12 protein-coding genes are annotated in these 22,347 nt (G+C 66.0%); 5 read left to right on the top strand and 7 right to left on the bottom strand.

Annotation, left to right across the window (positions count from 1 at the left end):
• The first annotated feature begins 8 nt into the window (after window positions 1–8).
• Window positions 9–1,613, top strand: a complete 1,605-nt coding sequence (locus tag GD606_RS11420; protein WP_163301509.1) for a bifunctional aspartate transaminase/aspartate 4-decarboxylase — start codon at window positions 9–11, stop codon at window positions 1,611–1,613.
• A 103-nt stretch (window positions 1,614–1,716) separates the two neighbouring features.
• On the top strand, window positions 1,717–3,411 hold the full coding sequence (gene aspT, locus GD606_RS11415) for an aspartate-alanine antiporter (RefSeq protein ID WP_163301510.1): 1,695 nt from the start codon (window positions 1,717–1,719) through the stop codon (window positions 3,409–3,411).
• Between the two features lie 162 nt (window positions 3,412–3,573).
• Here aspT and GD606_RS11410 read toward each other — a convergent pair whose 3' ends face one another.
• The 6 genes from GD606_RS11410 to GD606_RS11385 all read right to left on the bottom strand — a co-directional run bounded on the left by GD606_RS11410 (window position 3,574) and on the right by GD606_RS11385 (window position 15,680).
• A complete protein-coding gene (locus GD606_RS11410; RefSeq protein WP_163301511.1) occupies window positions 3,574–7,185 on the bottom strand; it encodes an efflux RND transporter permease subunit in 3,612 nt (1,203 codons plus the stop codon).
• A 10-nt stretch (window positions 7,186–7,195) separates the two neighbouring features.
• On the bottom strand, window positions 7,196–8,386 hold the full coding sequence (locus tag GD606_RS11405; protein WP_163301512.1) for an efflux RND transporter periplasmic adaptor subunit: 1,191 nt from the start codon (window positions 8,384–8,386) through the stop codon (window positions 7,196–7,198).
• A gap of 12 nt (window positions 8,387–8,398) precedes the next feature.
• The gene (locus GD606_RS11400; protein WP_163301513.1) at window positions 8,399–10,060 is read right to left on the bottom strand and encodes a carboxylesterase/lipase family protein; all 1,662 of its coding nucleotides are present in this window, start codon (window positions 10,058–10,060) and stop codon (window positions 8,399–8,401) included.
• Window positions 10,061–10,247: 187 nt separating this feature from the next.
• Window positions 10,248–11,411 (bottom strand): saccharopine dehydrogenase family protein, encoded by a 1,164-nt coding sequence (locus GD606_RS11395; protein ID WP_163301514.1) that lies wholly within the window; start codon window positions 11,409–11,411, stop codon window positions 10,248–10,250.
• A gap of 142 nt (window positions 11,412–11,553) precedes the next feature.
• On the bottom strand, window positions 11,554–12,084 hold the full coding sequence (locus GD606_RS11390; RefSeq protein ID WP_163301515.1) for a transporter suffix domain-containing protein: 531 nt from the start codon (window positions 12,082–12,084) through the stop codon (window positions 11,554–11,556).
• Window positions 12,085–12,218: 134 nt separating this feature from the next.
• Window positions 12,219–15,680, bottom strand: a complete 3,462-nt coding sequence (locus tag GD606_RS11385) for a PAS domain S-box protein (RefSeq protein ID WP_163301516.1) — start codon at window positions 15,678–15,680, stop codon at window positions 12,219–12,221.
• A 420-nt stretch (window positions 15,681–16,100) separates the two neighbouring features.
• Here GD606_RS11385 and GD606_RS11380 point away from each other — a divergent pair, with 420 nt between their 5' ends.
• The gene (locus GD606_RS11380; RefSeq protein ID WP_163301517.1) at window positions 16,101–18,401 is read left to right on the top strand and encodes an ATP-binding protein; all 2,301 of its coding nucleotides are present in this window, start codon (window positions 16,101–16,103) and stop codon (window positions 18,399–18,401) included.
• On the opposite strand, the gene GD606_RS11375 is transcribed toward GD606_RS11380, so the two are convergent.
• The gene (locus GD606_RS11375; RefSeq protein WP_163301518.1) at window positions 18,391–19,833 is read right to left on the bottom strand and encodes a sigma-54-dependent transcriptional regulator; all 1,443 of its coding nucleotides are present in this window, start codon (window positions 19,831–19,833) and stop codon (window positions 18,391–18,393) included. The genes GD606_RS11380 and GD606_RS11375 overlap by 11 nt on opposite strands.
• Before the next feature lie 376 nt (window positions 19,834–20,209).
• Between GD606_RS11375 and GD606_RS11370 the strand changes: the two genes are divergently transcribed.
• Together GD606_RS11370 and GD606_RS11365 are read left to right on the top strand one after the other, a co-directional pair.
• Window positions 20,210–21,079, top strand: coding sequence for a hypothetical protein (locus tag GD606_RS11370; protein WP_246298757.1), 870 nt, complete (start codon window positions 20,210–20,212; stop codon window positions 21,077–21,079).
• A gap of 153 nt (window positions 21,080–21,232) precedes the next feature.
• Entirely contained in the window at window positions 21,233–22,336 is a 1,104-nt protein-coding gene (locus GD606_RS11365) for a linear amide C-N hydrolase (RefSeq protein ID WP_163301519.1), read from the top strand.
• Window positions 22,337–22,347: the final 11 nt, after the last annotated feature.

Genomic DNA, 22,347 nt, shown 5'->3' with positions numbered 1-22,347 from the left:
GGCGCCACATGCAGGACGGACAGCGCGACGAGGAAAAACGCTACGAAAGTCTGAGCCCCTTCGAACTCAAGAACAAGCTGGCCGATCTGGCCCAGACCCATCATGAAAAACTGATGATCAACGCCGGGCGCGGCAATCCCAACTGGATCGCCACCATCCCCCGGGAGGCGTTTTTTCTCTTCGGGCAATTCGCCCTGCGCGAGGCCCACCGGGTCATGAGCCGCCCGGGCATGGCCGGTTCCCCGGACGGCGCGGGCAGCGGGGCCCGGCTGTTGTCTTTTTGCGAGTCCCACGGAGATCGCGGCGGAGCCCAGTTTTTGGCCGACGCCTACGCCTACGTGACCAAGACCCTGGCCCTTGACGGCGACGCCTTCGTGGGCGAGATGACCGACGCCATCCTGGGCGACCATTATCCCACCCCGGATCGGGTGTTGCCGCTGACCGAGAAGGTCGTCCAGGCCTATCTGGCCGAAACCATGTTCGACGGCCGTCCGCCCGCAGGGACCATGGATCTGTTCCTGGTGGAGGGCGGCACTGCGGCCATCAGCTACCTGTTCAACACGCTTAAGGAAAACGGCCTGCTCAATCCCGGGGACAAGCTGGCCATCGCCACCCCCATTTTTTCGCCCTACCTGGAGATTCCCCCCCTGGCCGACTATGAGCTGGTCAGCGTGGACGTGGCCATGGACGAGGATGCGGGCTGGCAGTTCCCGGACGCGGAGCTGGCCAAGCTGCGCGACCCGGCGGTCAAGGCCTTTTTCCTGGTCAATCCCTCCAATCCGCCGTCGGTCAGCCTGACCGAGGCCTCCTTGCAGGTCATCGCCGACCTGGTGCGCACGGAAAGAAAAGACCTCATCATCCTCACCGACGACGTCTACGGAACCTTTGTCAACGGGTTCCGCTCCCTGGCGGCCATCGCCCCGCGCAACACCATCCTGGTCTATTCCTTCTCCAAGTATTTCGGCTGCACGGGATGGCGGCTGGGGGTGATCGGGCTGTACCAGGACAACGTCATCGACGAGATGATCGCCGCCCTGCCCACGGACCGGCGGCGGGGGCTCCACAACCGTTACGCCTCCATCACCACCGATCCGGACGGGTTGAAAATCATCGACCGTCTGGTGGCCGACAGCCGGGCCGTGGCCCTCAACCACACCGCCGGACTGTCCACGCCGCAGCAGGCCATGATGGTCTTTTTCTCCCTGGCCGAGCTCCTGGACACCGAGTTCCATCTCTACAAAAAAGAGGCCCAGGGGCTGGTGAAGGAACGCTACGACGCCCTGTACGCGGGCATGGGGCTCAAGTCCCCGGACCTCGACGCCTCCTATGCCCGCTATTACACCACCATCGACATCCACAAGCTGGCTGTCGAGCGCTATGGGGCCGAGTTCGACGCCTGGCTGCGGGACGACCACGAACCCATCGATTTCGTGTGGCGGCTGGCCGAAGACAAGGACGTGGTGCTCATGGACGGCGGCGGCTTCGCCGGGCCGAACATGTCCGTGCGGGTCTCCCAGGCCAACCTGGACACCGGGGAATACGTGAAGATCGGCAAGGCCATAAGCGAGCTCCTGGCGGATTATAAAAAGGAGTGGGACGCGCGCCGTGCCTGATCGCGCCTCGGGGCGAAAATGCCCCCTGGCCGCCGGGGGGCAAGGAAAAGACGCAGAAACGCAAAAAGGCGTTGCGCCGGACGCAACGCCAAAGGGGCAGGCCATGGCGGAATGGATCGTGACCACCTTGCGGCAGCACGCCGAACTGGCGATTTTTCTGACCCTTGGGATCGGATATTGGATCGGCGGCCTCAAATTCAAGAATTTCAGCCTGGGGGCGGTGACCGGGGTTCTTCTGACCGGGGTTTTGGTCGGCCAGTTGGACATCGCCATCTCCGACAACGTGAAATCCGTCTTTTTCATCCTGTTTCTTTTCGCCATCGGCTATGGCGTGGGGCCGCAGTTCGTGCGCGGCCTGGCCGCCGACGGCGGCCCGCAGGCCCTCTTCGCCGTGGTGATCTGCCTTCTGTGCCTGGGGGTGACCTTTGCGGCCATCAAGCTCGGCGGCTTCGACCTGGGCTTCGGGGCCGGGCTTTTCGCCGGGGCCCAGACCATCTCGGCGGCCATCGGCCTGTCCACCGACGCCATCGGCAAGCTTGGGCTGCCCCCGGACACGGCCGGGACCATGCTCAAGGAGATTCCGGTGGCTTATGCCGTGTGCTATTTCTTCGGCACCCTGGGCACCGGCTGGATCCTGGCCTTCCTTGGCCCGAAGCTGATCGGCGTGGATCTTCCCCAGGCCTGCAAGGACTACGAGGCCAAAATGTCGGCCGGAACGCCCTCCGGCGGCATCCATACCGCCTGGCATTCCATCGACGTCCGGGCCTTCAGGATCGAGAAGGGTTCCGCCCTGGACGGCAAGACCGTGGCCGAGGCGGAGTCCGGGCCGCCGCAGTCGCGGATCTTCGTGGAGCGCCTGCGCCGGGACGGCCGGATCATGGACTTCGCCCCCGAGACCGTGCTCCAGGCCGGGGACGCCGTGGCCGTGTCCGGGCATCACGAGACCCTGGCCGGGACCATGGAGAAACTGGCCGTGGAGGTGGAGGACCGCGAACTGCTGTCCATCCCCATGGAGTCGCTGGACCTGGTGGTCACCAAAAAAAGCGTCAACGGCCGGACCCTGCTCGATCTGTCCCAGGAGCCCTTCGCCCGGGGGGTGTTTTTGAAAAAACTGACCCGGGGCGCGGCGGGCGTGTCCATTCCCCTTCTGGCCCAGACGAAGATCTATCGCGGGGACATCCTGCGGATCAGCGGGTCCACCGGCCATCTGGATCGGCTGGCGGCGCATCTGGGCTACGAGGATCGGCCGTCGAGCCTGACCGACATGGTGTTCGTGGGACTGGCCATCGCCCTGGGCGGCGTCCTGGGCTCCGTCACCGTCCCGATTTCGGGCATCCCCCTGACCCTGTCCTCGTCCGGCGGGGCGTTGATCCTGGGGCTGGTCGCGGGGTGGCTGCGCTCCGTGCATCCCACCTTCGGCCGCATCCCGGCCCCGTCGCTCTGGTTTATGAATTCCGTTGGGCTCAACACCTTTATCGCCGTGGTGGGCATCTCGTCCGGGCCGGAATTCATTTCCGGGCTCAAGATCGCCGGGTGGGGGCTTTTTTTCTGGGGGGTCGTGGCCACGGCCGTGCCCATGCTCCTGGCCCCGCTTATCGCCAAGCATGTCTTTAAAATCGACCCGGCCATCAACCTCGGCTGCTGCGGCGGCGCGCGCACCAGCACGGCCTCGGTGGGCATGGTCGCGGATGCGGCCAAAAGCAACATCCCCATGCTCGGCTATACGGTGCCCTACGCGGTCAGCAACACCCTTTTGACCATGTGGGGGCTGGTCATCGTCCTCCTTTTGAAAGGATGACCGTCTCCGGCCGTCGTCGTGCCGGGCAGCGGCGGCTTGCCGCTGTCGCGGCGAGGGTCGTCGGGACCGCCTCCACGTCGCCCCGCAGAAACAAATCCCCCGAAACCTCGGTTCCGGGGGATTTTTGCGAGCCGACGAAGGGAGTCCCCCTCCCTTGTGGGCCTATGCTGCGTGGTCTTTTTCCTGGCGTGGCACGGAGGCCGGGATGATTTTTAGGTCGAAGGCCGCGATGGAATAGATGACCGGCACCATGAGCAGGGTGATGAAGGTGGCTGCGGTCAGGCCGCCGATCTGGGCGTAACACAGGGGCTCCCACAGGGGGCCGCCCGAGGTGGCCAGGGGGAACAGGGCGATCACCGTGGCCCCCACGGTGATCATCACCGGCCGTAAGCGAAGGATGCCTGCGTCGAGGAGCGCCGTGCGCAGATCCTCGCCCTCTTCAAGCTTTTCTTCGATGAAATCGAATAAAACGATGACATGGCTGACGATGACCCCGATAAGGCTGATGATCCCCAAAAAGGCCATGAACCCGAAGGGCGAACCCATGGCGTAGAGCGAAGCGATGGCCCCGGCCGCGCCGTAGGGGATGGCCGAAAAGACGATGAGCGGCTTCACGGCGTTTTTGAACTGGAACAGCAAGGCCATATAGATTCCGGCCACGGAGATGGCCAGGACCACCGTGAGGTCGGCAAATCCGCTGACCTGTTTCTCATGCTCGCCGCCGATCTGGAGCCGGATGCCCGGGGGCAGCTCCTTCTGGAAGGTCTCGATCTGCGGCATGGCCGCCTCCACCACCTCCGAGGGTAGATGCCCCGGGGTGGGGAAGCAGGAGACCACGATGGTCCGGAACTGGTCGCGGCGGGCGATTTTTTCCGTGGCCGCCGTGAAGTCCAGGGTGGCCACCTGCCCCAGGGTGGCGCGCCTGCCCGGATCGGACTCGGAATAGACGTAGAGGTTGGCGATGTCCGTCAGGGTGGCCCGCTCCTTGGCCCGAAGCCGGGTGATGACCGGGATGAGCAGGCGGCCCTCGGACAGGGTGGTGGCCTCCAGGCCGTTCATGGCCGCCATGGAGGACCGGGCCACGTCCTGGTTGGTCAGCCCGGCCAGGTTGGCCTTGTCCGGGTTGATGGTGAGCTTGGCCTTCATGATCTCCGAGCCCCAGTCGTCGCGTACCCGGTAGGCCATGGGCAGGGCGCGCAAGAGAGCTTTGAGCCTCTGCGCCTGCAGGCGCAGCTCCTGCATGTCCTCGCCCAGAAGCCGGATCTGCACCGGCACCCCGACGGGCTCGCCGCTTTCAAGCTGGCGCATGTCGATGCGCGCCCCGGGGATGCGGGACTCCAGGGCGGTTTGCAAGGGCTCCTGGAGCTTCGGCGTCAGCCACTTGTCCGTGACCTCGATGAGGATCTGGGCGTAGTTGGGCTGGGACTGCTCGGGCGACACCGAAAACCAGAAACGCGGCCCGCCGCCGCCCACAAAGGTCGTCACCTGCTTGAGCACCGGGGCGGGCTTGCCGTCTTCGCCCGGATGGGCGGCCTCGTAGGCGGCCATGGTCTCCCGGATGATGTCCTCGGCCTGCCGGGCCACGGCGTCCGTGGCCTGGATGGGCGCGTCCTCGGGCAGCCAGACATCGGCGTAGAACAGGTAGGACAGATCGTTTGGGAAAAACTGGGGCTTTAAGTGCGTCTGGAGGTAGACGCCACCGGCCAGGGGCAGAAGCGACAGGAGAAGCACCCAGTAGCGGTGGTCGATGAGAAAGCCTCCCAGCCTGTAGTACATGCCGGAAAAGCCCTTGGTGCGGCGCACCTCCTCCGAGGGCTCGGGCTTGGCCGATGGTTTGAGCAGGTAGCGGCCGAGAAACGGGATGAAGCTCATGGAAACCAGGCGCGAGGCCAGAAGCGAGGCCGTGATGACCACGGGCATGGCGAACAGGTAGCGCCCCGTGTCGCCCTTGAGCAAAAGGAAGGGCAAATAGGCGATGCAGTTGGTGATGGTGGCGAAGAGGATGGCCCGGGCCAGCTTGGTGGGGCCGAGCCAGGCGGCGATGCCCGGGGGATGTCCCAGGGCCAGGTCGCGTTTGATGGCGTCGTTGGCCACCACCGGGTCGTCCACCAAAAGCCCCAGGGCCAGAATCAGCGAGGCGATGGACACCTGTTGCAGGTCCAGGTGCATGAGATGCATCATGCCGAAGGTCATGGCCAGGGTGATGGGGATGGACAGGGCCATGAGCAGGGCCGAGCGCCATTCCCAGAAGCCGATAAGCGACACCAGGACCACCAGCCAGACGGCGTCGCCAAGGGCCTCCATGAACAGCTCGACGTTCTCCTCCACCTGCCGGGGCTGGTCCGAGGTCCGGGCCATGATCAGGTCTTCCGGGAGCCTGGCCGTGACCTCGGCCAGGGCCTCGTCCACCTGTTCGGAGAAATCGCTGATTTTCTGGCCGTGGCGCATGTTTACGGCCAGGGTGATGCCGAGCGCCCGCCGCCAGGTTCCCTCTTTGTCCTTATACATGAAATAGTTGAGGTTCTCCGGCGGGGTGCGGTAGTAGCGCTCCATGTCCACCAGATCCTGGAGATAGGCCCCGGGGCCCGAGCCCGAGGCGGCGACCATGGTCCGCCCCAGCTCTTGTTCGCTGGTGAAGCGTCCGGAGGGGTCGATGACCAGGTTCTGTCCGCCGAACTCCAACACCCCGCCCGCCCCCGAGACGTTGCGGGCGGCGAGGGCCTCCTTGATGCGCCAGGGGTCCACGGCATAGGCGGACAGGCGCTCCTGGGAGTATTCCAGATAGACCGCCTCCTGCTGCACGCCCCACCGGGTGACCTTGGAAACGATGGGCACGCCTAAAAGCCGCCGCATGATCTGGTCGGTGTAGGCCTCGAGCTGGCGGTAGCTGTATTTGCTTCCGGCCACGGCCAGAAGGGCCTTCCGGGCGTCTGCCGGGTCGCGGATCACGGCCGGTTCCCAGATGTCGGGGCTTATTTCCGAGAGATGGACCTCGCTGACCGCATAGTCGTAGACCGCCTGGCGCAAGGCCTGGGGCGCGGCCGCCGTGGCCCCGTCCAGGACCACCAGGTTTGGGCCGGCGTAGACCTGGGTGTCGGAGAAAAGCCCTTTTTTCGCCAGGGATTCGGCCAGGGATTCGGCCTGCCGTCGGACCATGGCCGGGCTGGCCGAATGGGAGAAGACGAAGGCCAGGCTCACCCGGTCGGCGGCCGTCCCTTCCCGGGCCGTGCCCCGCAACTGGCCCATGACCCGGACCACCTCCCGGGAACGCAGGTCCGCCTCCACCTCGGACACGGGCGGCGAGGCCACGGTGAGCATCAGCGCCGCCGTGTCCCCGAAATCCTTCATGAAGACCACGGGCCCTGCCCCCTCGGGCAGATCCAGGACGGCGCGCATGCGAAGATCGATGTCGTCGAAGATCTCGCCCGTCTCCTCGATGTCCTCGGTGAGTTCCACGGTAATGACCGAAAGCCCCGTGCGGGAGGTGGACTGGATGCGCTTGACGTGGGTGTTTTCGGCAATGGACCGTTCCAGGCGCCGGGTGACCTGGAGCTCCACCCGCTCGGCGTCGATGCCCGGCCAGGGGCACAGCACCATGGCCACGCGCACGGCCAGATAGGGATCCTTGCGCTGGGGCATGCCCGTAAGGCCGAAGTAGCCCCACACCAGGACCAGGATGAGCAGGATGGCCGAGATGTGGGGATTCTCGACGAAATAGCGGGCCAGATTGCGCGTTTTGGCGATGCGCGCGTCGTCGCTTGAGTGCATGGTCATGGATGGCCCCCTATTTGATGACGCGCACGGGGGCGCCGTCAGAGACCATGGTGGCGCCGGTGGTGATGACCCTGGCCCCGGGCTGGGGGCCCTCGATGAGGGTCACCCGGTTGCCCACCACGTCGCCTATGGTCACCTTGTGGCCCTTGGCCGTGGTCACGCCGTCGCCCTCAAGCGCCACGTAGACCAGAAAGCCGCTTTGGTCGGCGGGGTCGCGGACCACGGCGGAGACCGGCAAAACGAGCCGCGAGAGCTGTTCCCCGGCCAGGGTGGCCGAGGCGATCATGCCGTCTTTGAGGGTCAGGTCCGGGTTTTGGATGGCCACCTCCACGTCGAAGACCCGGCTTTTGGGGTCGGCCGAGGGGGCCACCGAGAGCACGATGCCCGGAAAGACCTGGTTGCCCAGGGCCTCCACCCGGATGGGCACGGTGTCGCCGGGATGTACGTGCCGCAGCATGAAATCGGGCACGCCGAGCACGGCCTTGACCGTGGACAGGTCGGCCAGGACGAAGGCCAGGGTTCCCGTGGCCACCAGGGTTCCCTTTTCGATGGACCGGGACAGGACCAGGGCGTCCAGGGGAGAGACGAGCACCGTGTCTTTCAACTGAAGGCTGGCCTCCTCGATCTGGTGCGTGGTGCGGTCGGACGAGGCCCTGTAGAAGTCGAACTTCTCCCTGGCCTTGTCGAGTTCGCTTTTGGCCACCACCTTCTGGTTGTAGAGGGTCTGGTAGCGTTCGAAATTGATGGTGGCCTCGCGAAGCGACGCCAGTTCCTCCTCCCGGGCGGCCTGGGCCTTTTTGAGCGCGGCCTGGTAATCGTCGTCCCTAAGCGCCGCCAGGACCATGCCCCGTTTCACCGTGTCGCCTTTTTGCAGGATGCGCGGCGTACCGCCCGGGCCTTGGGCCGTGGCGATGTCCTTCACGTAGCCGCCGACCTTGAAGGCCAGTTCCACGCGCTCGTTGGGGACGAGCGTGGCCGAATAGGTCAGGGCGTCGCCCACGGGCAAGGCCTCCACGGACACGACCTCCACGGGCGTGGGCGGCTTCTCGAAGGGCGGTTTGTCCTCGGCGCAGGCCGTAAGGGCCAGAAAAAGGGCCAGGGCGAAAAGGGAGGCCATGGCCCGGCGGCCGTGGCGTGTCGCCTTCCGGGACGCCATACTCCTGTCGTCCGGGCCGGATGTGCTGTGGGGGTGATGGCGCATTCCGCTCTCCGTTTAATAGGTGGTGGTCTGCCAGGAACGCTCGGCCAGGGGCACGAGCGGCTCCTTCGGAAGGGGGGTCGCCGCCGGGGTCTTGCCGAAGGCCATGATCCGGGGCGCGGCCGGATCGAAGCCCGGCCACGTCGGGCCGCCCGCCACGACAGGACGGCCGGTCCTGGCGAACGAGGCCCAGGCGGCGCGCATGGCCCGGCCCACGTCCCGGTCGGCGTCGTCGAAGCCGAGCCACGGGCTCTCGAAGCCGAAGACCGGGAAAAGCTCCGCCCCGTGGGGAACCCCGGCCTGCTGCGGGGAGACGCCCAGGGCGTCGCCCTCGTCCTCCAGGGCGGCAAGCGCCCCAAGCGGCGGGGGGAGTCCGTAGCGGTAGACGAAGCATGGCGACCCGGAGGCGGCCTGGGCCCGGGCCAGGAACTCCGCCGGGGCCAGGAACCAGCGGACGCTGACAAGCCGTTCCAGATCCTTCCACAGTCCGGGTTCCCGTCCCGGGGCCAGGGCCAGCGCCTTTTTCGCGTCGTCTCCGAAGCGGCGGGTCGCCAGCCGGACATAGGCCTGCGTCGTGTCCGCCGGGGGATCGAGGTGGTCCAGGAACAGGGAGGATTCGTTTGCGGTCGTGCCGATGATCAGCGGCACATGGTGCTGCCTGCCCGTGGCAAAAAGCTTCAGGGGATGATCCGGCACGACAACGCCGTCCACCGTGGGCGAGCACACGATCCCGGCCACCTCCAGGCCGGCCTCGGGCCTCAGGGCCTCGGTCGCGTCCAGGATGTCCTCGACGGAGGCGGCGCGCAGGGCGGCCAGGGTGTCGGGTTCCGTGTCCGCGCCAAGCCGGGCGGCAATGCGGCGGCCGATATCCTCGGCCGGGGCGACGCCGTGGACCGCGTCCTTCAGACGGCGCAAGGCCCCGGGCGCCACGGGGCTTTGCAGGATGGCCTTGTGGAACAGCCCGGCGGCGGCCGGGCTGACCAGATGCGCCAGTACGGACGCGGCTCCGGCCGATTGGCCGAACACGGTCACGTTGTCCGGGTCGCCGCCAAAGGCCGCGATGTTGCGCCGGACCCAGGAAAGGGCCGCCTGCTGGTCGAGCAGGCCGTAGTTGCCGGAGACGCCCAGGGGCGATTCGGCGGACAGGGCCGGATGGGCCATGAACCCCAGGGCCCCCAGGCGGTAGTTCACGGTCACCAGGACCACTCCCTCGCGCGCCAAGGCCTCGCCCGCATAAAGGGAGAGCGATCCCGCCCCGGAGAGGAAGGCCCCGCCGTGGAAAAAGACCATGACCGGCAGCCGGTCGCCGACCGTGCGGGCCGGGGTGCGCACGCCAAGCGTCAGGCAGTCCTCGGCCGTGTCTCCGTCGGCGTCATTCTGGGGGCACTGGGGGCCGGGGGCGTCGCAGGCCAGGGGCCCGGTCCAGGGGCGGGCCGGTTGCGGCGGCCGCCAGCGCAAGGCCCCCACGGGCGGTGCGGCATAGGGGATGCCCTGGTAGACCCCGTCGGAGCGGCGCAGGACCGGTCCCGAATCCGTGGCGATGGTTTTGGCGGCGGCCAGGGCCGGGCCGACCACGCCGAAGGTGGCCCAGCCGAGCAGCCCGAGGGCCAGGAGCAGGACGATCCGCATGGTCCAGGGCGCGAAAGGGGAGAGACGCGGGGCGACTTGTGGCGTCATGAAACCGTCCGAGGGCGTGGCGACCGGAAAGGGCGGCCGCCCCGGGCAAGGCGCGCATCGGATGTCGGGCCGTGCGGTCATGGGCGCTCCTGTGCTCCTTTGTCGATACAGCCGCAATCCTTTCTCTCCACATCGTATCCATGCCCCGCTCATGGGAAAAAAACAAGGCTGGTTCGGCGTTTTGGTCCTATGCCCGGACCAGCTCCACCAGCCTGTCCGCCGGGCAGGGCCGGGGCAGGGTGCAGTAGGGGGCGAAGAGTTCGAAAAAATCTTTCGGCGCAAAGGCCCGCTCCGGGGCCATGACCCCCGTCCCGCTGGTCTGGCCGCGCAGGTGCATGATGGCCCCCAGGGCCAGGGGGATGCCGGTCATGGAGGCCATGTCCGGCGGCGTGGCCCGAAGCGACGCGGCCACGGTGGCGGGTTTGCCGTGGCGCGCGCCCTGGCCCAGGACGAAGAACAGCGGCAGCCTCGGCCCGTCCACCAGCCGCGACAGATGCGTCAGCAGGGCGCTGAGGAACCCCGCCTCGGCGGCGTTTTTGACCAGATCCCGCCCGGCCTCCTCCAGGGTCATCTTTCCGGCGTCGATGGCGTCGCGGTAGGAGCGGAACATGCCGATCCAGGCCGAGGGCATGACCATGCCGCAGTGGGTGCGCCGGACCTCGGGCCAGGAATAATGGAACGAGACGGGCTCGGGATGGCCCACGGTGTAGATGGTCCGTTTGCCCCGGCCGGGATAGTCGATGACCAGGTCTTCCAGGGGACGGCCGTCCACCAGCGCGCCGTCGCGGCACTCCAGGATCGTACCCGAGCACTGCTCCATCCAGTGGATCACGGCGGCGGAAAAGACCAGGGCGTCGCCGGTCTTCTCCTCGATGTTCCATCCGGCCACCAGCAGGTCGGTCTCGTCCAGGTTGGCGCGGACCATGGCCCCGAGCAGGTTGTTGAGGCCCGGGCTTGCGCCCATGCCGATGATGGCGGTTGTGCCCGCCTGCCGGGCCGTGGCGTCCAGGTCGAGCATCTTTTTGGTCGGCTCGGGGTCGTCGCAGATGTCCAGATAATCCACCCCGGCCGTAATGGCCGCCTCAAGGATGGGCAGGCCGAAGCGGAAAAAGGGGCCCACGCAGTTGAGCACCACGTCGGCCCGGCGCATGAGCTGCACGAGGCGCTCCTGGTCGGTCACGTCGATGGCCACGGCCGTGGCCGAGCCCCGGCATGTGACGGCCGCCTTCTCGGCCTCGGCCGCATCCAGGCTGGCCAGGATCAGTGCCTCCACCTCGTCGAAGGCGGAAACGGTCTGGGCGGCCAGGCTGCCCATGGCCCCGGTCCCGAGAAGCAGTACGGTCTTGCCCATGATGGTGCGTCCTTCCGGCCCGGTCGTCGTGTGCGCCGAACCGCGTTTCGAGGTTGTCGGCTGCTGGCGTGGCCCATGGCCCCCCGGTTTCCCTGGCTGCGAAATGGCGTGGACAGGTCGCCTCGGCCTCAGAGCCGGGGTCTTACTCCGTCGGCCGTTCTTTGCCCGGCCATTCGAACAGGCGCGTGAGGCGGGCCCAGAATTCTGGGCCCAGGACGAACAGGCTCACCACGAAAAGCGCCTCACCGGCAAGCAACAGATACAAGAGCGTCCTGGCGTCGGAGTCCCCCGGTGTGGCGAAAAGGAGCATCCCGATGGCGGCGTAGTAGGGGGCCAGGCTGCCCAGCAGTAGGGCGACGCCCAGGCCGTGGCGGAATTTTCCGATGGGTTTTTGCGGCGAAAGGGGCTTTTTGGAGAAGAAAAAGCCCTTGATCTTGTCTTTCACGGCCTGGATGAAGGGTTTGCCCAAAAGGGCCACGGCGGCCAGGAAGGCCAGTTCCCCGGAAGCCACGTACACCGCCCCGAGGGTGACGATTTCGGCCGTGTCCAGGGGCAAAAGGGCCACCAGTTCGATGGTGCAGATGGGGACGAGGCTGTAGATGAAAAGCCCCAGTCCCAGCCGATACTTCCAGTCCTTGCGAAGCGGCGGCGTGGCGTCGCCGTCCTGTTGCATGGCGGTCTCCCGGGTATGGCGTTTTGGTGTTGGGCAACCCCGCGAAGTATACATCATGCTTGTAACGACCGGCCAATGGTCCGTCTCGTCGGCCTCGCACCATCACAGGAGGCGACGCGGCGTCCGGACCCAGATCACTCGGGCGCGGCCTTTATGGCCCGGGTGACCGCCATGGCCAGCTCTCCCATGTCCACGGGCTTGGACACGTAGGCGTCGATCCCGGCCGACAGGAATTTTTCCCTGTCGCCGTCCATGGCATAGGCGGTCATGGCGATGATGGGGATGCCCGAGACGTGGGCGAAGTCCGGGGATTGCCGGATCATGCGGGTCGCCTCCAGGCCGTTTAACACCGGCATCTGGATGTCCATGAGGATCAGGTCGTAGTCGCCTTTTTTCAGGAGATCCAAGGCCTGCTGCCCATCCGGGGCCGTGTCCACGGTGTGCCCGGCCTTCTCCAGCAGGAGTCGGGCCAGTTGCATGCTGACCTCGTCGTCCTCGGCCAGAAGCACCCGCAAGGGCCTGTCGCTGCGGCGCGGCCGGGCGGCGGGGGCCTGGCTCGGAAGCACGGCCTCCTGAGGCAGCCGGAAGGGCAGGGAGAAGTGGATGGTGGTGCCGGACACCCCCTGGCCGCTGTTGTCGATGGTCAGTTCCCCCTCCAGGAGCGTGAGCAGCCGCCGCACGATGGACAGGCCCAGGCCCGCCCCCTGGTAGCGCCGCACATACGAGGTTTCGCCCTGGCTGAAGGGCTCGAAGATGTGTTCCAACAGCTCGTCGGCGATGCCGATGCCCGTGTCCTGGACGGTGAAAAGCAGCCGCACGCGGCCGTCGCGGCTTTCGGGCAGCAGGGACGCCTCGGCGTGGACCCGGCCGTGCTCGGTGAACTTGAGGGCGTTGCCGATAAGGTTGAACAGGATCTGGCGCAGCCGGGCCTCGTCGCCGACAAGGATCGGCGGCGTGTCGTCGGCGATGAGGAAATCCAGATCCAGCCCCTTGTCCCTGGCGGTCAGGCCGAAAAGCTCCAGAATGGATTCCTTGATGGCCAAAAGAGAAAACGGCGCCTCCTCGATGCGCATTCGGCCCGCCTCGATGCGGGACAGGTCGAGGATGTCGGAGAGAAGGCGGGTCAGGCGTTGGGCCGAGGTCGTGGCTGCCTGGAGGTATTCCCCCTGTTCCGGGGTGGGCGAGGTGGTCGTCAGGAGTTGGAGCATGCCCAGGACGCCGTTTAAGGGGGTTCTGATCTCGTGGCTCATGTTGGCCAGAAATTCCGATTTGGCGCGGTTGGCGGCCTCGGCCTGGTCCTTGGCCAGGATCAGGGCCTCCTCACTCTGCTTGCGTTCGGTGGTGTCGCGGTAGATGGACATGTTCAGGGGATGGCCGTCGCGGTCCATCCTGCGTCCGGTGACCTCCACCCAGCGGACCTCGCCGTCCTTGCGCAGGATGCGGAAGGCGTAGCGCACCTCGTCCGCCTTGCCGGACAGGCGTTCCAGGAGGCTTTGCCGCACCATGTCCCGGTCCTCGGGATGCACCAGCGACCACATCTGCCCGGGGGTAAGGGCGTAGATTTCCTCGGGCGTATAGCCGAAAAGCTCGCAGAAGGCCGGATTGACCCAGGAGAAGGCCGGGGGGATGCCCTGTTGGATGGCGATGGCGTCCAGGGACTGCTCGAACAGGCAGCGGTAGCGTTCCTCGCTTTCGCGCAGGGACTCCTCGGCCGTGATGCGGGACAGGATGGCCTGGATGCTGGTCATGAAGGCCATGATCTGGCTTACGTCCTGGGGGCCGTAGTCGGTGTCGCGGTTGGCCACGGCGGTCACGGCCACGATCTTGCCCTTTGACGACAGGGGAACCACCATCAGCCTGGACAGGGAGACGTGGCCTGCGGGACATCCCCTCTTGCCCGGGTGCGGCGCGGCGTAGTCGTTGACCACCAGCGGCTCGCGACGGCGTACGGCCTCGGCCCACAGCCCGGCCTCGGACAGGGGGAAGTGCAGGGGGGTGTCCGTGACGGTGCAGCCCTCAATGGCCTCTCCGATCCAGGACTGGATGGTCACCACGGTTTCGGCCTCGTCCACCAGGCCGTAAAAGCCCAGGGCGCTTTCGGTCATGCCCACGATTTCGTCGAGGGCCCGGGTGCAGATGGTCTGGTAATCGGCGTTGGCCAGGGAGGAGATGCTCCACAGGGCCTCAAGACGCCGGTTGGCGGCAGTCAGGGCGGCTTCGGCCCTTTTTTGCTCCGTGACGTCCCATACCGTGGAGATGATGAGGCTCTTGTCGGCGATGGGAATGTTGCGGGCGGTGATGTAGGTGGTCTTCTCTCCGGCCCGGGTGATGGGGATGTCGGCCCAGTACATGCGGGCAGGATCCTGCGAGGCGCAGTCGGCGAGCACCCGTTTCCGGGTTTCTTCCCGGAAGCCGGGGTCTTCATAGACGGCCTCCCAAAAGGCGTTCGGGGAGCTTAAGGCCTGGCGTGTGGTGCGGTAGAACCTCAAGAAATTGTCGTTTACATAGGTGAAGGTCACCTCGGGATCGATGGAGTTGACGGCGATGCCGATGGGCAGATTGTCCATGATGGAGCGGATGAAGGCCTCCTTCTCCGTGATCTGGGCCTCGGCCCGGCGGCGCTCTTCGACCTCATTCGACAGGCGTCGCGTCTTGCGGGCCACTTCGCGGCGCAGGTACCACAGCCATAGGGCGGACAGGACGAGAAGGGCCGGAACCAGGATCATGAGCAGGGAATGCACGTCCAGGGGGCGGCCGGGCAGGATGGGGCCGAACCATTTGGCGTACAGGGCCTCGTAGACGCCATTGGAAAAGACCACGGCCAGCCCCTCGTTGAGGGCGGCCAGAAGTGCGGTGTCGCCTTTTTTCACGGCGAAGCAGAATTTCTGTTCGAACTCGGACAAAGGCTTCCGGGAAACCTTGAGGCTCTCCTCGTGACTGGCGCTGACGTCCACCAGGTTTTTGAGCCCAAGCGTGCGGATGATCTGAAGCCCCACCACCTGCTGCACGATGACCGCATCGTGTTTGCCCTGGGACAGAAGCCGCATGGCCTCCTCGAAGGAGTCGGTCAGGATGAGCCTGTCCGTCAGGTGTTTTCGGACTGCGTATTCATGGGCCGTGTCCCCGCGCATGACCAGGACGTTCTTCCCGGCCAGATCGGCCTCGCTGCGGATGGAGGTTTCCCCCCGGCGCACGAAGATGGCGCCCTGCATGCGCAGGTAGGGGGCGGTGAAGTCGAAGAGTTCGGCCCGCTCCGGGGAGGAGGACATCAGGGGCAGCACGTCCAACTCGCCGTCGGCCAGGGCCTGCTTGATGACGTGCCAGGGGGCCACGGTGAAGGTCACGTCCATGTTCATGGCCGATGCCACGGCCCGCAAGAGCTCTACGGAAAATCCGTCGGCCCGGCCGTCCGGGGTGACGATGGCGAACGGCGGATAGTCCAGTTCGCTGGCGGAGCGCAGCACCCGGGGCGGCGTTGCGGCGTCGTCGGACGTGGCGGGGAGGTGGTCGGCCCGGGCGGCCGGGGGCTGGAGGGCTGAACAGGCGAGCACGAACGAAAGCATGAGCAAAACGGCGCGAACAAAGTGGCGAGGCATGCGTCGGGCTCTCCTGGCTGCCGTGGGAAGGCAGTGCGGGGACGACGCCCCGGTTGGAGGTGCGGATCGCAGGGCACGTGGCTGGCGGCAGAAACCAGGGAAGACGCGAGACGCACCCTTCGCTAAGTTATGGAAAAATTCCACCATGTCCTGATACCCCGCTGTTTTCCGAGCGTCAACCTGGACAATGCCCGCCGGTCCGAAAGGGCGGCCACATCGGCGGCAGGGCGAAGCGACGCCATCCGTCGAACTCTTCGGGAAAGCTGCCCGGAAACGGCGTCCCTTCGCGGGGTTGCGGCATGCAAAAGGGGAAGGCGCTTTACCTCGAAAGGACAAAACGATAGAGGGCTTGGGGGGTGGGCGGCCTGGCGGCGCCTTCTGCCCGGTTCCGTGCGCCGCGTCCGTATGGATGGCGGCGTCTTGATCTCTTCGTCGTCCTTCCCGCAACGGCGGTTCCCCTTTTTCAGCGAGGTGCAGCGCCAAGTGATGGTCCTCGACATCCGCACCTTGGTCCTGGTGGGGGCCGTGACCATGGCCGTGTCCACGGTCGTGTTTTTCAGCCTCTACCGTTTCCGGTTTGGGGACAAAAGTCCCCTGGCCTGGGGCATCAGCTCGGCGGCCATCACCGTGGGCTGCCTGCTTCTGGCCCTGCGCGACGCCATTCCCCCGGTCTACACCATCCTCGTGGCCAACATGTTCTTCGTGTTCGGCTACGCCATGATCTATAGCGGGGTGCGCCTGTTCATGGGCCGCACCCCGTTGTGGACCCTGGCCGCCGCCGCCCCCCTCGTCCTGGCCCCGATCCTGGCCTGGTTCGCCTTCGTCGAACCCTCCCTGGCCGTCCGATCCCTGGTGATCCGCCTGTTTTTGTCCCTGATTCCGGCGCTCATCTGGTGGGAGCTGGCCGCCCAGGGGGGGAGGTGGCGCTACGGGCGGCCCCAGCGGGTGGTGGCCGGGCTGTACGCCGTGGAGACGGTGCTCAATCTCTTTTTCGCCCTGGCCGCCCCTTTTGCCTACGACACCAACAATTTTTTCACCTCCGGCGTCGTAAGCGCCCTTTTTCTGCTTTCGTGCAACATCTATATGCTGATCCATGTGCTCGGCGTGGTGGTGCTCTACGGCGAACGCTACCGGGGCGAACTGGCCGACGCCAAAGAGGCCGCCGAGGAGGCCAGCCGGGCCAAAGGCAGGTTTCTGGCCCACATGAGCCATGAGCTGCGCACGCCCTTAAACGGCCTTATGGGCATGCTCGAACTCTCCCGGGATACCCCGTCCGACACGGAACGGCGCGAGTTCCTTGATGTCGCCGCCTTTTCCGCCCAGAGCCTTCTGACCCTCATCAACGACATCCTGGACCTCTCCCGCCTGGAGGCGGGCAAGCTGACCGTCAGCCCCGAACCCTTCGCCCTGGCCCCTGCCCTGGACGCGGTGCTGGCGCCCTTCGCCCGCATGGCCCAGGCCCAGGGCCTGGGCTTCGCCGTGCGCGTGGCTCCGGAGGATGTCCGGATCGAGGCCGACGCCATCAGGCTGCGGCAGATCGTCCTTAATCTGGTGGGCAATGCCCTCAAGTTCACGTCCAGCGGACGTATCGACGTGGACATCCGGGTGACGCCCGCCCATCCCGGCCCGGCCCGGCTGACCCTGTGCGTGGCCGACACGGGCTGCGGCATCCCTCCCGACATGCTGGAGCGCGTTTTCGAGAATTTCAGCCAGACCGCCGAGGGGGCGCAAAGGGGCGGTACGGGCCTGGGCCTGACCATCAGCCGCCAACTGGCCCGGCTCATGGGCGGGGAACTGACGGTGTCGAGCGTGGCCGGGGAAGGGTCGCGCTTTTGCCTGGACATGCCCTGCCGGGTACTGGATATGGCCGAGGCGCAACCGGAGGGGTCTCCCGCCGGGAGCGTTATGGCGGAACTGGCCTCTGTACCCAGGATGCGGGTGCTGGTGGTGGACGATTTCGAGCCCAACCGGTTGGTCATCTCTACCCGGCTGCAAAAGGCCGGGCACCATGTGGACGAAGCTGCAGACGGCGAGGCGGCGGTTTCGGCCGTGGCCGCAAACGCCTTTGATCTGGTGCTCATGGACATCGGCATGCCCGGCATGGACGGACTTTCGGCCACTCGCCGCATCCGGGCCGTTTCCGGAGCGCATCCGCCCATCGTGGCCCTGACGGCCGCCGCCCTGCCCGGCGACCGGGAACGCTGTCTGGCGGCGGGCATGGACGACTATCTGGTCAAACCGCTGCGCCTCGCCGATCTGCATCGGGTTCTGGTCCGCTTTGCGCCGTCCGGGCTCATCCCTCCGGCCGACGTGGGCCCGGCGACCCTTCCTCCCGTCGCCAGGGCGGCCTCCCGGCAGGTGCGCACGATCATCGACTGGGCCTGCGCCCTGGAATTCATGGGGGGACGCCAGGAGGATCTGGAGACCCTGTGCGGGGTGGTGGAACAGGTGTTTGTCACGGAACGCGCGGCCCTGCAGAACGACATCGCCGCAGACGGTCTGGGGGATTTGCCTCGCCGGGTCCACACGTTGCGGCCGACGTTTCTCAGCTTCGGATCGACCGGTCTGGCCGGGTTGGTCCAGGATGTCGAGGTCGCGATTCGGGAGGGCGATGCCGGTGAGGCCCGCCGACTGGCCGTGGAACTGGAGAAAGGGCTGGAGGCCTTTTTGGAGGAGCTGAAAGGCCGGGGACGACCTGCTCCAGCGGCCCCTAGTCCGTGACGGTCCTGCCCGTGCGTCCGGGCGGGGGGAATTTTTTGAGCAACTGGTAGAGCCTGGCCCGGGAAATGTCGGCCAGGCGCATGGCCTCGGCCACCTGGCCGCCCGAGGCCGCCCAGAGGCGGGCCACGTAGTCCGCTTCCAGGTATTCCCAGGCCGTCTCGCGAAACTGGCGTAGCGTGGGCAGTTCCTGACTGTCCGCAAGGCCGGGGGCGGGGCTGGTCTCCGGGCGCACGGGCCGCGTCGCCAGGGACTCCCGCTGGCGCTGGCGCAGATACCGGGCCTTATGGTCCGGGGGGAGATGGTGCGGGACCAGGATCGGGGCATCGCCTGCGTTGGCGATGGACACGCCGATGGTCGAGACCAGTTGGCGCACGTTGCCCGGCCAGTCGAGGCTGGACAGGTTCTCCAGATATTCCGTGGACAGGCCCTTGACGTCCTGGCCCTGGTCCGAACAGATCCTGGCCACGTAATGCCCGGCCAAAAGCCGCACGTCGTCGCCGCGCAGCCGAAGCGGCGGCAGGTGGATGTGCCGCTGGGCCAGTCGGTAATACAGATCTTCCCGGAAAGCGCCGCTTTTGACCATGCCCCGGATGTCCCGGTTGGTCACCGCCACCACCCGGAAGTCGCTGGCCCGCTCATGTTTCGCCCCCAGGGGCCGATATCGCTTCTCCTGGATCACCCGCAACAGGGTCCGTTGCAGTTCGCCCGGCATGTCCCCCACCTCGTCGAGAAAAAGCGTCCCTCCGTCGGCCAGGGCGATGAGGCCTTCGCGGTCCTGGCGGGCGTCGGTGAAGGCCCCCCGGATGTGCCCGAACAGGATGGACTCGGCCAGGGAGGAGGGGATGTTGGTGCAGTCCACCACCACCAAGGGCCGGTCCCGGCGGGGGCTGTTGTCGTGCAGGGCCCGGGCGAAAAGCTCCTTGCCCGTGCCCGTCTCCCCGGTGATGCACACGTTTTCCCGGCCTCGCGCCGCCTGCCCGAGCAGAAACAGGCTCTGTTTGAGGGCCGGGCTCGATCCCACGATGTCGTCCCGTTCCAGTACCAGCCGCTGCCCGGCCTCGCGCAGCTTGTCGCGGGAATCCAGGCACCGCTCCAGGGTCAGCCGGATGGTTCCCAGCACCACCGGTTTTTCCAGGTAATACCAGGCCCCGTTGTGGATGGCCCGCTCGGCGCTGTCCGGATCGCCCTGGGCGGTGATGACGATGACCTCCGGTTCGGTGGCCAGGGCCCGGAAGCGGCCGATGCCGTCGAGGCCGAAGGCGTCGGGCAGATAGACATCCAGGAACACCACGTCAGCCACCTGTTTCTCGGCCAGGGCCAGCCCCTCGGCCAGGTTTTTGGCGGCCATGGCCTGGTGCCCCAGGCGGGTGAGAAAAATGTCCATCTGGGACTGGAAGATCGGGTCGTCGTCAACGACAAGTACGCGGGCCATGTGGTTCCTTTTTGAAGACACTCGTTTCCGTCCATCCAAAATAGACGTTTCTGCAGGGGGCGTCTAGTCGGATTGGACAGCCCGGGGCAGTGAAAAGTCGTACTTGCAGAGAATTGCAGGAATGTTGCAGACAATTGTCCAGTCTGAATGGACAGAAAGAATGCCCCAATGGGGATCAGGCCCGCCATGGAGGCTCTGCAATATTTTAACATGCTGAAATAATGATGCATATTGGTAAGGCATGATTTTGGAATAGGGGGGTGCGGCCGTTCGCCGGGGGGGGCAGGGCCCGGCTTCGGTCTGGCCGCCCGGATCAAGGTCGGGGATGCGTTGCGGCGTGGGCTGGCCATTCACCTTCAACCGTCGAGGAGGCACGATGCGGTTTCTCACAGGGATCATGGCGTTGGCGGCGGTGTTCGTCCTGCTGGCCGGGGCGGCGGCTGCGGCGACGGCCGCAGACGACAGCGGGAAAAAGGCCGACATGCAGTCCATGACCCAGGAATCAAGCAACCCCGTGGGCAAGTTGTGGATGATCACCAACCAGTTCAACTTCAACCTGCAACAGTCGCCCAAGGGCCGCCTTTTTCGGGAGCCGCACCTCCAGTTCAACTGGAATTTCCAGCCGGTCATGACCTTCGACCTTTCCAGCGATCTGCGCCTGATCACCCGGCCCGTGCTGCCTGTGTACAGCAGTCCCTACGCGGCCGGTCCCCATACGGTGAAAAACGTTGCCGGCCTGGGCGACGCCGAATTCATGGCTATGCTGACCCCTGTGAGCAATTCGAAGTTTCTGTGGGGCGTGGGCCCCACGGCCGTGTTCCCCACGGCCACGGACAAACACCTGGGAGCGGGCAAATGGCAGCTCGGCGGGGCTTTGGCCGCCGTGTACATGGACGACAAATGGGTGGCGGGCATTTTCCCGCAGCAGTGGTGGTCCATCGGCGGCGATCCGGATCGCTCCGGCGTCAGCCTGACCAAGGCCCAGTACTTCCTGTGGTATTCCCCAGCCCCGACTTGGCAGGTGGGCATGTCTCCCAACATTCTCATCGACTGGTTGCAGAAAAAGAGTGAGGATGCCGTAACCCTGCCCATAGGCCTTGGCGTGGCCAAGCTGGTGATGCTGGGCGAACTCCCCGTAAAAATCGCCGTCGAGGCCGACTATTCCGTCATCCGGCCCCGGAACATGGTCGGCACGGAATGGACCTTCCGCCTGTCGATCACCCCGATCATCCCCAAGTTGTTTTAGCGCATCGCCCTCGCCGTTTACGTATTGAATGTGTCGAAGGAAATGCTCTATGAGGAGAATGGAAGTCTTTTTTGCGGACGCGTCGCGCGAAAGCGAACCGGCCCTCGAAAGAGGCAGCGGCCGATGACCACTTCAACCATCGCGGAGGAACCCATGCGCTTGAAAATCATTGTCGCCGCCGTCTGCGCCCTGTGCGTGGCTGCGGTCGCCGCAGATCACGCCACGGCCTGCACCAGCATCCGGATGAAAACCGCCGAAGGCGCGGTCTTCTACGCCCGGACCATGGAATACGCCTATCCCACGGAATCCAGCATCTCCGTCATTCCGGCCGGGACGGTTCTGCAGGGAACCCTGCCCGACGCCACCCTGGGCGGCCTCAAGTGGACGGCCAAATACGGCTTCGGGGGCATGAACTCCCACGGCCTGCCGAGCATCGTGGACGGCGTCAACGAAAAGGGCCTGATCGTCGGTGAACTGGTCTTCGTGGGATACGCCGGATACCAGCCGTACGACCCGGCCAAGGCCGGCCAGACCATCGCCCAGTACGACCTGCCCAACTGGCTGCTTTCCAATTTCGCCACCGTGGCCGAGGTCAGGGACGGCATCCAAAACGTCCGCGTCTGCCAGGGCCCCGAGGCCTCCCAGGGCGTGGATATCGGGCCCCTGCCCCTGCACTTCACCGTGCATGACGCCACGGGCGCCAGTCTGGTCATCGAATATGTGGACGGCGTCCTCAACGTCCACGACAACCCGCTTGGCGTTTTGACCAACGCCCCGCCTCTGCCCTGGATGCTGACGTACCTTTCCAACTACGTGAACCTCACCGCCGTCAACGTGCCCATGCGCAAGCTCGGCGGCTTCACCGTACACCAGTTCGGCCAGGGTTCGGGCATGCTGGGGTTGCCCGGCGACTTCACCCCGCCCAACCGCTTCCTACGCATGGTGGCCCTGACCCAGTCCGCCATCCCGGCCAAGGGCCTGGACGCGGGCCTGAACCTGGCCATGACCGTCATCGACAACGTGGACATCCCCCTGGGCAGCGTGCGCCAGGAGGACGCCAGCGGCGAAATCCTGGAATTGACCCAATGGGCGGTGGCCGTGGATACGGTACGGCTGCGCTACTACTTCCGGACCTACGACAACAAAAACTGGCATTACGTGGACATCGGCAAGGCCCTGGCCGGGGCCAAGTCCATCCTGACCTTCCCCGTGGTCACGCCCGTGGATTATCCCGAGGTCAAGGCCGTGGCCAAATAGGGGCGTCAGAC

Source organism: Desulfolutivibrio sulfodismutans DSM 3696, assembly GCF_013376455.1.
GTDB classification, from domain to species: domain Bacteria; phylum Desulfobacterota; class Desulfovibrionia; order Desulfovibrionales; family Desulfovibrionaceae; genus Desulfolutivibrio; species Desulfolutivibrio sulfodismutans.
The sequence above is the reverse complement of the archived record's forward strand: the minus strand, read 5'-3'. Positions and strand labels throughout refer to the sequence as shown.